General features: G+C 35.4%; 12 protein-coding genes and 2 riboswitches. Of the genes, 6 read left to right on the plus strand and 6 right to left on the minus strand.

All coding sequences use genetic code 11. The features are described from left to right. The first annotated feature begins 183 nt into the window (after positions 1 to 183). The gene (locus ACIQXW_RS05315; RefSeq protein ID WP_401018372.1) at positions 184 to 1,569 is read left to right on the plus strand and encodes a UDP-N-acetylmuramoyl-tripeptide--D-alanyl-D-alanine ligase; all 1,386 of its coding nucleotides are present in this window, start codon (positions 184 to 186) and stop codon (positions 1,567 to 1,569) included. 196 nt (positions 1,570 to 1,765) lie between these two features. On the opposite strand, the gene ACIQXW_RS05320 is transcribed toward ACIQXW_RS05315, so the two are convergent. Next, positions 1,766 to 2,698, minus strand: coding sequence for a C40 family peptidase (locus ACIQXW_RS05320; RefSeq protein ID WP_402760282.1), 933 nt, complete (start codon positions 2,696 to 2,698; stop codon positions 1,766 to 1,768). Between the two features lie 441 nt (positions 2,699 to 3,139). After that, the gene (locus ACIQXW_RS05325; RefSeq protein WP_402760284.1) at positions 3,140 to 3,502 is read right to left on the minus strand and encodes a VOC family protein; all 363 of its coding nucleotides are present in this window, start codon (positions 3,500 to 3,502) and stop codon (positions 3,140 to 3,142) included. A 208-nt stretch (positions 3,503 to 3,710) separates the two neighbouring features. After that, positions 3,711 to 3,889, plus strand: a riboswitch (cobalamin riboswitch). Between the two features lie 184 nt (positions 3,890 to 4,073). Here ACIQXW_RS05325 and metE point away from each other — a divergent pair. The 4 genes from metE to ACIQXW_RS05345 all read left to right on the plus strand — a co-directional run bounded on the left by metE (position 4,074) and on the right by ACIQXW_RS05345 (position 9,707). Next, positions 4,074 to 6,368, plus strand: a complete 2,295-nt coding sequence (gene metE, locus ACIQXW_RS05330) for a 5-methyltetrahydropteroyltriglutamate--homocysteine S-methyltransferase (RefSeq protein ID WP_402760286.1) — start codon at positions 4,074 to 4,076, stop codon at positions 6,366 to 6,368. Between the two features lie 356 nt (positions 6,369 to 6,724). Further along, on the plus strand, positions 6,725 to 6,874 hold the full coding sequence (locus tag ACIQXW_RS05335) for a hypothetical protein (RefSeq protein ID WP_401018366.1): 150 nt from the start codon (positions 6,725 to 6,727) through the stop codon (positions 6,872 to 6,874). Between the two features lie 610 nt (positions 6,875 to 7,484). Next, a complete protein-coding gene (locus ACIQXW_RS05340; RefSeq protein ID WP_402760288.1) occupies positions 7,485 to 8,411 on the plus strand; it encodes an alpha/beta hydrolase fold domain-containing protein in 927 nt (308 codons plus the stop codon). 402 nt (positions 8,412 to 8,813) lie between these two features. After that, positions 8,814 to 9,707 (plus strand): SDR family oxidoreductase, encoded by an 894-nt coding sequence (locus ACIQXW_RS05345; protein ID WP_402760290.1) that lies wholly within the window; start codon positions 8,814 to 8,816, stop codon positions 9,705 to 9,707. Positions 9,708 to 10,067: 360 nt separating this feature from the next. Here the strand turns inward: ACIQXW_RS05345 and ACIQXW_RS05350 are convergent, their stop codons facing one another. The 4 genes from ACIQXW_RS05350 to ACIQXW_RS05365 all read right to left on the minus strand — a co-directional run bounded on the left by ACIQXW_RS05350 (position 10,068) and on the right by ACIQXW_RS05365 (position 12,070). After that, positions 10,068 to 10,487, minus strand: coding sequence for a hypothetical protein (locus ACIQXW_RS05350; protein ID WP_401018362.1), 420 nt, complete (start codon positions 10,485 to 10,487; stop codon positions 10,068 to 10,070). 175 nt (positions 10,488 to 10,662) lie between these two features. Next, on the minus strand, positions 10,663 to 11,205 hold the full coding sequence (locus tag ACIQXW_RS05355) for a DUF7010 family protein (RefSeq protein ID WP_402760292.1): 543 nt from the start codon (positions 11,203 to 11,205) through the stop codon (positions 10,663 to 10,665). An 11-nt stretch (positions 11,206 to 11,216) separates the two neighbouring features. Further along, positions 11,217 to 11,633, minus strand: a complete 417-nt coding sequence (locus ACIQXW_RS05360) for a hypothetical protein (protein WP_401018358.1) — start codon at positions 11,631 to 11,633, stop codon at positions 11,217 to 11,219. Beyond that, positions 11,630 to 12,070, minus strand: coding sequence for a LytTR family DNA-binding domain-containing protein (locus ACIQXW_RS05365; protein WP_402760294.1), 441 nt, complete (start codon positions 12,068 to 12,070; stop codon positions 11,630 to 11,632). The genes ACIQXW_RS05360 and ACIQXW_RS05365 overlap by 4 nt, the downstream gene beginning before the upstream one ends. Before the next feature lie 375 nt (positions 12,071 to 12,445). After that, a riboswitch (cobalamin riboswitch) is annotated at positions 12,446 to 12,637 on the plus strand. Positions 12,638 to 12,667: 30 nt separating this feature from the next. Between ACIQXW_RS05365 and ACIQXW_RS05370 the strand changes: the two genes are divergently transcribed. Then, positions 12,668 to 12,790, plus strand: coding sequence for a hypothetical protein (locus tag ACIQXW_RS05370; protein WP_402760296.1), 123 nt, complete (start codon positions 12,668 to 12,670; stop codon positions 12,788 to 12,790). The last annotated feature ends 35 nt before the right edge of the window (positions 12,791 to 12,825 follow it).

A 12,825-nucleotide genomic window follows, 5' to 3' on the forward strand; every position in this document is an offset into this window, starting at 1 on the left:
TGTGTCACATGAGATCATTTAATAATATTGTATAGTAATCTACTAGAAAGGAGCGCTCTGAATAAAAGATAATGTAAATCAACAAATAATAGTCGTTGCTAGAAATAGTGAAGGATACGCTCCTTTACCCAAACTTCTAGCTATCAATTTTCATACTATAATGAGAGGGGGGACGGAGTTAACGTGCAAAATATAAGTGTGACTGTGATTAGAAAGTTACTACAAGGGGTTTTAGTAAGCGGTTCTGAGCACTGGTTTGTCAAACATGCTATATATTATAACCGCCATGATTTGACACAGAAAAATACACTAATGTTCATTAATAAAAGTGAGTCAATTAATTGGAAGGAAATCGACCATAAGGGGCCATCCCTCGTCATTTCAGATAAACCTTTAAGTGAACTTAAAAACGCACTCGAGAATACAACCGTTATTCAAGTAAAAAGTACTTTGCAGGCATACTGGAAGTTTATTGAATACTATAGAGGCCTTTTTGATATACCAGTTGTCGCATTAACCGGAACATGTGGAAAAACAACAACAAAAGAAATGATTAAACATATTGCAAGTAAAGATTGGAATGTTCAGGCATCAGTTAGTAGCAAAAATGAGCCTCGCCAATCTTTACCGTATTTAACAGGCATCGATAAAACAACGAAAGCAGCTGTATTTGAGCTAGGTCTGGGGAATACAGGTAACATTAAACATCAATGTATGATCTACAAACCGACAATTGGAATTATTACCAATATTGGTGTGCATCATTTAGATGGGTGTAAAAATCTTGAAGGCTATATAAAAGCGAAATCTGAAATTTTAGAAGGGTTGTCGGAGGATGGCACGTTAATCATCAATGGTGATGATGAAAATACAAAAAAAGTACCTTTGCATAAGTTTAAAGGGAAAATTATCACTATTGGCGTTCAGCAACATGCAGATTACAAAGCTTCTAACATTGAATTTACGAACAACGGCATGAAATTTATCCTGCAAGTATCTAATGAAAAGTATACTATCTTTGTACCTGGTTACGGAGAACATCAAGTGTATAATGCGCTAGCGGCTATCGCAGCTATAAAGGAGATGGGAGTGTCTATCCAAACTGCAATCTCGCGTTTAAAAACATTTAAACCGATGGCAAGGCACCTAGAATTTTCAACTGGTCTCGGTGAAAGTACCATTATAGATGATACATGGACGAATAACCCAACATCGGTTGAAGCTGCTTTAAAGGTTTTAGATACGATAGGAAAAGATAAAAAAATAATCCTTATATTAGGTGATATAAAGCGATTGGGTCTTTTCGAAGAAAAGTATCATCGTGAGATTGGTTCTATGGTGGCACAGAGAGATGTTCAAATGCTTATTACGATTGGAAAAAGAGCTGAAGATATAGCAGCTCAAGCAAAAAAAGATGGAACAACTGCTGAAGTTCATATATTTAAAGATGTCACAGGTGTACTAGAAATACTTAAACCAAAACTTGATAAAGATACTATTGTATTAATAAAGGGCCCTATGTCTAGTCGATCCATGATTGAATTTGCTAATCAATTAAAGGAAAAATAGCCTTTTGTAAGGCCGTACTAGCGACTACTCATCAGTAGTTACTTTATGCGAAAGAATCCTTATGTTGTAAGGTTCCGCTTATTATATCAAAAACATAGCATACAAAGCGTGGTAATTACACTGCTTGTATGCTATGTTTTATTATTTTTATAGAGTGAAGATAATACGTCGTGCTGTCAAATAGCAGCTGATTATCTTAAAATACGCGTTTTGCTGTTAAATAATGCTCTTTATAGTAATCAACAAAGAGTACTCTAGTAGTAACACCATTTGAAGTTGGAACGATGATACGCTGATCTCCAGCATAGATACCTACAAGGGAAGGGTTTTTTGACCCTTTTACACTATTAAAGAACACTAAGTCGCCCTTTTTTAAATTGGCACGTGATACCGTAGTTCCTTTAGCCATTTGTTCTTTTAGAGTTGTTGCGCCAAGTTTTACACCGCTCTTACGATAAACATATTCAACGAAACCAGGGGCTGTAAATTGTAAGCTTTGTTCTTTATTTAATGAGCTTATTGTTACTTTATTTTTATAAGTAAATGCATTTTCAACAACTGTATCGCCTTTCGTCGCAGGGTTAGCCGATAGTAATGTTGGTAATACTCTTCGTGCAGATACGTAGTTGTCAGTGTAATAAGGCTTACTACTCATATCCGAAATGACGATATTTTGCTTGGAATCAGCCATATGAATAATTTTGTTATTTCCAATGTACATACCTACATGATCGGGGTCTGTGCCCGTTTTTTTACTTTTAAAGAATACTAAGTCGCCTTTTTGCAATTGGCTTTTAGGAACAAATGTCCCTTGCTGGATCATATAATTTTCATTATAAGTCCCAATATCTACTCCATTCTGTTCAAAAATATACATAATAAATGAAGCACAAGAAAACTTGTAAGGATATGTAGACTTGTAAACTGAATTACTATATGTAGCCTTACCAATTAAACTTTTTCCTGTTTGAATAAGTTGCTCAGCCTTTGCTGCGACAGCTTTGTCATTATGTTGTGCATTTGTCGTTGCAGCCTCAACTTTGATTGGTTCAATGGATGCTTGAACGATTCCGAATGAGCTAAATCCAATCGATAATGCTAGTGTAGTTTTTAAAAATTGTTTTTTCATGCTGTTTTTACCTCCTGTAAGCGAGCAGTAAATTCATATCTGTTTGCTTGCTGTTGCAATAATCGTAGCATGAAAAAGTAGGGGTTCTGTGAGGTAAATGTTTCCACAGGAAGCCGCACTTTATGTAAAAACCTTGATATATAAGGCTTTATCGCTTGAATTTACAGTTTCATTACAAATGTTTCAGTTTGATAAATAGTGCATACAAAAAACGCTAGTAACTATGCATTGTTACTCCTAGAAACAATGCTAGGCAATGTGCTAATAGAGAAATAAAATAAGGGTAAGGAATGATATAAAAATAACTTTATGAGTCGAAGAGTACTTATAAAAGCACGTAGGTATAGGAATTTTTTTCGATGGCAGAGAATTTAAACAAAGAGGTTCAACACTTTAAACTGTAAATAAAAAAGCTGCCATTGAAGGCTGCTTTTTAAAAATTTAAATCGGCTGAATAATTTCTACTCGATTACCAAAAGGGTCTCTAAATTCAAAGCGCTCAAAATTAGGAATTGGAACAGAATCAAGGATTTCGATATGATGCTCTGTTAATACTTTTTTCCAATATGCTACATCCTCTACTTGATAGGCAATATGCGCTTTCGTTGTTAGTCGATCAAAGCCGTCTTCTGTGCCAACATGTACTTCGTGATGACCAACTTGTAGCCAAAATCCACCACGCCCTTTAAGAGATTGTGGTTTCTCTATTTCTTTGAGCCCTAACACATGGCAATAAAAAACTTTCCCTTGCTCCTCGGTACCTTTTGGAATCGTTAATTGTACGTGATGTAATCCGATAATCATAGTAATCCTCCTCACTCATTCTTCATATAACTATATATTTCTACAAATTACTTAAAATACCTTTTCTGATTAGTAGATTGTTTTATTATTATGTTGTCAATTAGTCTTTAAAAATTACTCAAAGTGTAACTTTGTACAGAAAAACTACTATATCTTCACAAAAGTTATACTTTTCAGAAAAATATATGTTATAGTAGGAAACATAATTGAATATTGTGTAAGAGTTGGTGCCAAATGAAAGTTTGGCTTAAAAGGGAAGTCGGTGTAAATCCGACGCTGTCCCGCAACTGTAAATCGGAGCAAATCACATATGCCACTGGGGAACTGGGAAGGCTGTGAGGCGTGTTGATGAGAAGCCAGGAGACCTGCCAATGTCTAGTACACACCAAATAACCTACGTGGAAATAGGTGGTGAGATGTGACCGAATCGGCACTGTGCGACTAACGAATATATACGATAATTAATATATTATCGTATCGCCTCGTCATAGCTAATTTAGATAGACAATAACTACCATTTTCCTAAAAAGGAAGATGGTTTTTTTATTTTAAACCAGAGGAGAGAAGGAATATGACGTATACAACGACTGTAATAGGCTACCCATACATAGGGGAAGACCGTGAATGGAAAAAGGCATTAGAGGCATTTTGGAGAAATGATCTTACAGAAGAAGATTTCTTACAAAAAATTAAAGAAATTCGTCTTGCACGTATCGACAAGCAGCTTCGTAGCGGTATAGATATTGTCACAGTTGGGGATTTCACACTATATGACAGAATGCTTGATACAGCGATGATGTTTGGCTTAGTGCCAAAGCGCTTCGGCTGGCAAGGTGGAAAGATTGACTTACAAACGTATTTCGCGGTAGCACGTGGAAATAAAGAAGCTGTTGCGAGTGAAATGACAAAATGGTTTAATACAAATTATCATTACATTGTCCCTGAATATGAAGGTCAAGCTCTGCAACTAACAGACAATAAAATACTTGCAGATTTCCTTGAGGTTAAAGAAGTATATGGCATTACTGCAAAGCCAACGCTAATCGGGCCATATACATTTTGCAAGCTAACAAAAGGTTACGATAAAGTAACACAAGTTGCGTTTATTTTAGCACTACTACCACTGTATGCGCAGATTATTCAAGAGCTAGTAACAGCGGGTGCTGACTGGATTCAATTAGAGGAGCCTGCATTAGTCACATCATTAGATGAGGCAGAGGTAAAACTTGTGCAAGAAATATATACACAATTAGCAGCCGCTGTACCAGAGGCTAATATTATGTTACAAACCTATTTTGAATCGTTATCAGCTTATAACACACTAATTGAACTCCCTGTACAAGGATTTGGCTTAGATTTTGTTCATGGCTATACGAAAAATATGGAGGCGCTACGTCAATTTGGCTTTCCACATGATAAAGTATTGGCGATAGGAATTGTTAATGGACGAGATATTTGGAGGGCAAATTTAGCAGAGGTAAGTACAACAGTTAGGGCAATTAAACAGCTGACTAGTGCACAAGAGCTGTGGGTTCAATCGTCATGTAGCTTACAGCATGTGCCGATTTCGACCGCACTTGAAACAAAATTAGAGCCTGTCTTAAAAAATGCGCTTGCATTTGCTGATGAAAAATTAGCAGAAATATCAGAGGTGGCTAAGTATTTAAAAGAAAAAAATCATACGTCCAATCATACTATCTCTGAGAGCATGAAGGCAATTGAAGCATTAAAAAAACACCCCGTACGAAATAATCAGGCTGTTCAACAAGAAGTACAAACGGTGTCGACAGAGGATTTTGAACGTCAAAATGATTTTAATGCGCGTCAGATTATACAACAACGTTCACTGCAGCTACCACTATTTCCAACGACTACGATTGGTAGCTTCCCTCAATCTGATGAAGTGAAGCGCACACGTAATGCATGGCGTAAAAAACAGCTTTCAGATGAAGCATATGCTGACTTTGTCGCACAAGAAACGAAACGATGGATTGCCATTCAAGAAGATTTAGATATTGATGTACTCGTGCATGGTGAATTCGAGCGTACGGATATGGTGGAATACTTTGGTGAAAAGCTAACAGGCTTCGCTTTTACAGAAAAAGCTTGGGTCGTTTCGTACGGCTCTCGTTGTGTAAAACCACCGATTATTTACGGTGATGTTGCATGGGAAGCGCCGATGACAGTGAAAGAAACTGTCTATGCACAAAGTTTAACAAATCGATATGTGAAAGGGATGTTAACAGGTCCTGTTACGATTTTGAACTGGTCATTTGTACGTGACGATATCGCTCGAAAAGATGTGACCTATCAAATTGCACTTGCACTAAGGAAAGAGGTTGAAGCATTAGAAGCGGCTGGCATTTCTATTATTCAAGTCGATGAACCTGCATTGCGTGAAGGCTTGCCTTTACGCAAAGAACATTGGGGCGCATATTTAGATTGGACAGTGAATGCTTTTAAGCTCGCTACGGCTAGTGTAAAGGATGAAACACAAATTCATACACATATGTGTTACTGTGAGTTCAATGATTTTATTGAACCAATTAGTGCATTGGATGCCGACGTTATATCTATAGAGACGTCACGCAGTCATGGAGAGCTAATTGCATCACTGCAAATAAACCCATATAAAAAAGGGATTGGATTAGGTGTTTATGATATTCATAGTCCTCGTGTGCCGAGCGAACAAGAAATGTTAAGTATCATGCAGGATAGCCTACAAGTATTATCGACAAATCAATTTTGGATCAATCCAGATTGTGGTTTGAAAACGAGAAAAGAACCTGAAACAGTTGCAGCGCTCGCTCATATGGTTGCTGCTGCCAAAACATTACGTCAACAAGTACAGCAATCCACCTATTGATTGTAAATAAAAAAATATAGGAATAGAAAACGTTGAGTTACTAAATCCCCTGAGAGACGAAAATGCTCAGGGGGTTTTGTCTGTATATAGGACAGGACGGTCTTGTTTAGAAAATTAATTAAAAGTAATCTTAGTATGTTAACTGAAAATTTTAAAATGAATCAGCAAAATCAATGTTGTAAAGATAAGGATTATAAATGACCATTCGGCAATAAATCACTTTACGAAGTTTTGAATGTTTTTACGGATATATGCAAGGTTTGTAGTACACTAATAAGGTTTACTTCAGTAAAATAAGGTATATTATATTTGGTGAATAGATTCTTCTTTAATGATAAGAAAAGTAGGTGAACAAAGTGGGGAAATATCAATTGGATACTAAAGGTAAGGTAGCTGTGGCAAAGTATCATGAAAAAAACAAGCCTGCCAAATTTGATAAAAAGCAGCAAATTGAAAAAATACGTGCAGAGTATTTAAAAAAGAAGCAAGATCAAACAGAAAAATAATAGAAATGAAAACATAGGGATACTTAATCTATTATAGGTAAACGGCGCTTGAAGTCTTTTCGAAAAAGGATTAAAGTTTTATTCTATAAACTAAAACCTATAGTAGGGATATCGTCAAAAAATGCGGATTTACAACATTCAGAAATATGTATAACCCTCGATAGTGCAACATCGTTCCAAATACAACGAAAGCATTGCTATGACTGAATTTTGGAGAATGTGCATAAAAACTTCTATAAATAATGTTCCCAAGTAAAGCCACGAAACGTTGATGGTACAACATTCGTGGCTTTTTCATGTGCTCCAAACTTTCATCGGGGAACGTTATTTTGTATAAGTATTTCTGTAGATAATAAATTAAAATTAATCATATGTAATAAAGTCTGATAATTTGTAATAAAGTCCAATAATTAGTAAAAAAGGTGTGATACAATTGCATTGACAAGATGGGTAATGAAACTTCAACTAATGGGCCATTGAATTGAATACCATCTACACAAGACCTTCGATCCAACAAAGACTTCAGATAAAGAAAACATGGTGATCTCAAATCATTTCGTGTTATGAAACAGGATGAAAACAATAAAAAGTTTAAAGGAGAGAAATAAAAATGAGTGTAGAAATTTATAATGGAGAACGTTCTGAAGAAAGTATTCAATTTGAAAAATGGATAACTTTGCAAGGTAATAAAAAAAGTTTTTCTAGTATTGAAAACACCGAAAATTTCCTTAAACAAAGGGGAACTGAAAATACTAAGCCCTATATTATTGGGGATGATGTTACATTTTTAAGTGATGTGCAGGAGCGAACATTCGAGGGCATGCAAGTCTTTACATTAAATGACCAAAAGTCCTCGAAACAAAAAGTTATTCTTTATATACACGGAGGTGCTTGGACGAGTCAACCTTTAAATTTACACTGGTTGTTCATGGATAATATGGCACAATCTTTAGATGCAAAAATTATTGCTCCTATTTATCCTAAAGTACCTCATTTTAACTATAAGGATACCTATCCGAAAATCCTCAACCTATATAAAGAAATTCTTGAAACTGTTGAAAGTATTAATCAATTGACTATCATGGGCGATTCGGCTGGCGGAAATATCTCACTTGGTCTGGCCCATCTTTTAAAGATGGAAAATCTACCTCAACCGAAAGATATTATTTTATTATCTGCATGTGTTGATATGAGTTTGGGCAATCCTCTTATACCTGAATATGATGAAAAGGATCCTCTGTTAGCTCGTGAAGGAATGGAAGTAATTACAAAGATATGGGCAGCTGATAAAAGTGTAACTGACCCATTAATTAGCCCAATTTACGGTGACTTTAAAGGACTTGGGAAGATCACTCATTTTATTGGAACACACGAGGCTTTATATCCAGATGGCATGATATTTGATGAAAAACTAACAGAACAAGGAATTGAAATCAATACTTTTGTTTATCCTCAAATGATTCATGTGTTTGTTGTTATGCCAACCCCTGAAGCCAAAGATGCACAACAGAAAATTATTAATATAATTAGTAACTAAGTGTTTCCTTTTAGTCATGGAACAGTTGTTTTATATTTAAATAGAGACAGGTTAGCAGGCAGTAGGTAGAAATCACAAACTTAATATTCAACATTCGAGCGCGATTACAAGAATCAGCGCTCTTTTTCATTAAAGGGCAATATACTTGAATACGTTTTAAAGCCATTATTGGATATTTATGTAATAGAGGTATTTGTAGAGTTTGGGAATGATGTGAATCACCGTATTTCATATTTAATAGTTGGGTTTCAAGTAGGTAATAAATCTGAAGCTGTTTAAAGTAAATACCACGGGGTATTCAAAATATGTAACAGGATAAAGTTAGTGCAAGCTCGAAAAAGCCTTGTGGAACTTTTTTATCCTTGCGATTTACTAATTAAACAAAATAGGAGATGATTTTTGATGGGAAACTCACATCTAACCGACCCACGTAAGAAATTTCATACGGAAAAATTCCCGGATCAAGAACAGGATACTCCAGCACTACAGAATGAAATGAAACCCAAACCTGACTGTGGTGAAGAATCATATAAAGGATACAATCGCCTGGAAGGGCGCAATGCCTTGATTACCGGAGGCGATTCTGGGATTGGCCGTGCCGTCGCCATTGCCTATGCACGCGAAGGAGCAAATGTGGCGATCCAATTCTTCCCTGGTGAAGAGAGGGATGCCAACGAAGTTAAAGAGTTAATAGAAAAAGCTGGAGGAAAAGCATTGCTTCTACCGTATGACTTGCGGGAAGATGGTACAGCGACAGAGATTGTTACAAAAACAGTGGAAGCTTTTGGCGGATTGGACCTGCTAGTATTGAATGCTGCGCAACAAATCGCACAGCCATCCTTAAGTGACTTAACAATCAAACAAGTGCAAGACACTTTCAAAGTAAACATTATCAGCATGTTTGAGTCCGTAAAAGCTGCAGAAGAACATCTGGAACCAGGAAGTGCGATTATTACCACTACATCGGTTCAATCTTTCGATCCATCCTCATCTTTAATGGATTATGCCGCTACAAAAGGTGCGATAAGCAACTTTATGGTATCCCTGTCCTCGTACTTTGCTTCTAAGGGTGTGCGTGTCAATGGTGTCGCGCCAGGTCCAATTTGGACGCCATTGCAGTTGGATAATGGAAAATTGGAAGGAGAAATTCCTGCGTTTGGCCAAAATACGCCACTCGGTCGTGCGGGACAGCCAGTAGAGCTTGCGCCGGTGTATGTTCTTCTGGCCTCTGATGAAGGAAGTTATATTACCGGTCAGATTTATGGGGTGACAGGTGGCAAGCCGATAGACTTGTAATCTTAAGTATGTGACAAATAGAAAAACTCCATCGAAATCAGTGATGATTCACTGATTTCTCCTTTAAGACGGCACGGGAACTCATAATAGATAATGAAAACGTAATAAATGATATGCCTCCTACAGTTGATGTTTTGCGTTTTAACTGTAGGAGGCAACTAGATGCTTCAACAGTAGAAGAATGATAAGAAAAAAAGACTCTATTCCATTAAATGGGAATCGAGTCTATTAATTATACCGATTAGCACCAATGTGTTGCCACATACAGTCGACACGCTGAGAGGCTGTCGCGTGATTAAAAATCGTTATATGAATCTTAGCCTCTCTGTTATTTTCATGTAATACTTTAAATGGCTAGTTTTATTTATTTAATTCCTTATATAAAACGTATTTTAAAGCAGAAATTTCATCTTCAGACAGTTTTCCTTCAATTTCGGATAATACTTCATCCTTATTAATTGAACCGTTTTGCGCTTGTTCCTGAATTTCAAGTAAACGATTAACGCCCACTTTTTTAATTAACACACGTGTCGCTTCTTCCTTAGTTTGGAACGGAAGTGTATCAGGATTTGTAGTTGCTGCCTCGCTTACAATTTCTTGAACCTTCGAATCGTTCTCGATATAAGATTTAACTTCTTCTAAATTTGCATCATCTAAATTAGATTCCACTTTTTCAATTATTTTTTCGGAAGCGATATTTGTCCCAAAATGCCATACAGCATAGCCAGCTGCTCCGATTAAAACAAAAATTATTGCGGTAATTGTTAAAAATTTTTTCATCGACTCACTCCTGACACTTTGAATATAGCACAACTTTTAAAAAACCACGAAGAAAAGATGTTTTCTATAATTGGATTAATTACAATTTGTGAACCTAAACAAAGCAAATAAGTTTTTGGCATAATTATTTATTGCAGGTATATTTCGAATAAAAAGCTAGTCTGATTTTTTCAGACTAGCTTTTGATTTCCTTATGCAGCTTGAAAAATAAGAAGAGCACACCGATTTCTACAATAAGCGGGACAAAAATCATATTCAAATGGAAGAAAAGTATACTTATTAAAATAGCTAGACAAATAAAAATTGAACTATATCGATAATTTTTCGATTGATAAAAAAATGAATATGGTAACAAATGAGCACCGTAAATAATTGCATAAGCAGGTAACACCCACATCGGTGCTTTTATTAATAGAAGAATACAAATAATTAAATATAAAATTTGATTGTTTGTTGCAATTAATAGTCCATTAATCAAAGGGTTTTCTTTATAAAATAAATCAACTTTTAATATTTTGGCACAAACAATTGAAACAGGAAATAGCAAGGCACCGCAAGATAAAATGCCAATGTTTTTGATCATTAAATCTAAAGGTAGCAATGTGATTGTTGTAATAACACCCCAAATAAATATGGAGGCCATGATAAAAGGAAGACCCTTCTTTTGTTTCTGAGCAATATCATTTAATAGTACTTGTAAGCTAGTGTCGAGGTTCATTTTACGTCTCCTTAGTTTTCTAGCGAGCTATTTAAACTATCCGCTATTTTTTTGTTTTCATATTTTGAGAAAAAATAAAATCCGATAATATGGCCAATTAACGTTATTGCTAAAATTAGCAACAAATAATGTTTGATAAATCCAAATACTTCCACCGAAAATAGATATACACTTCCTACACCACTGAAAAAATTCAAAAGAGTACTAATCGTAATTTTTGAGGTTACTTTTAATGTAGAATAGTTCCACAAGTAAGGATAAGCAATACCAAAAACAATACCCATTAACACGCTAATACAAATTAAATTCCACATATAATGAAAGTTGACCGTTTCTTCGTGAAGATTAAAAATTGTCATTAATAAGACAATCAAAATCAACCCTAAAAATGAAGTGGACAAAAAGCTGTTTTTTAAATCTTTTATCATATCAATTTCTCCTTAATGGATTTTGCATAATGTCTACTGACAATATATTTATGTTGTTGTTTTGTAATAACTTCTAATCTTGCATGACTTCCAGAAGCAAACGAGTGTATTTGATTCAAATTTAATATCATCGAATTGTTAATTCTAACTAGTCTAAATGATTCCAAGTAAGCTAATTCTTTTAAAATTTTGTTTAGCAATAGCTCTGTACCATCTACTAAAAAGATTTTAGTAAAATGACCGGATGCTTCCATTGCTTCGATATCATTGAGTTCAATCATAATCTGGCGATTTGTTTTGAAATCTGTTGCGCTTAATGTAATAGGTTGTGAAAAATGCTGTTCAAATGTTAAAAGCAATTCTTTATTCGATGGATTACTAATAATGTCAATTTCAGAAATTGATTGTTTGTTTTTCCAAATATAGTTGAATTTCATATGTTCTCCTTCCTGTTTTTATCGTAACAACACTTTTTAGTACTTACGATAATTTTTCGTTTTGTTGCAAAAAAAATAGGCTTTGTTACAAATGGATTCAGTGAATGGAAAGCTCGCGTCTTCCCACCATCAATACACGGTGCAAAAAACGGTGAAACTGAAATTCGCTGCATTCGCAAGAAGTCTGGATACAACTCAATGAAGCCGTTAGTGTTTAAAGATAGGATGCTATCACTCTCTTTTTTGTAAAAAAAGGAAATGTGAATATATTTCATTAAAATGTATTTATTGGAAAATAAGCGTCGTTACATTAAATATTAGTAATCTATTCGGATAGTGTCAATGTACACAAAGCTTTATGGTATAATAATATAAACGGAATAATAAGATAGAGGTACAAATCGGAATACCGATTTGTTTAAAAGGGAAGATCGGTGAAATTCCGACGCTGTCCCGCAACTGTAAATGGGAGCACATTTCAGAAAAACCACTGTTACGTATTGTAATGGGAAGGTGAAACGTGTGATGAACATAAGCCAGGAGACCTGCCTTTATCTAGTACAACCAAAAAACCTACGAGGATAGGGGGTGTTGAGTGTGACTAGAGAATTTCTTCTGCATGCTCATAGTACGACGATCGTCAAGTGGGTAGCTTCTATGCGTAATAGCAAGCTTTTTCCGTCATGGCAATCGACGTATTATGTCGTGTATTTGTCATAGTAGGCATCTTTCTAAAGAAGGAAAGATGTTTTTTT

The organism is Lysinibacillus sp. NPDC097162 (assembly GCF_044762185.1).
Taxonomy (GTDB): Bacteria; Bacillota; Bacilli; order Bacillales_A; family Planococcaceae; genus Lysinibacillus.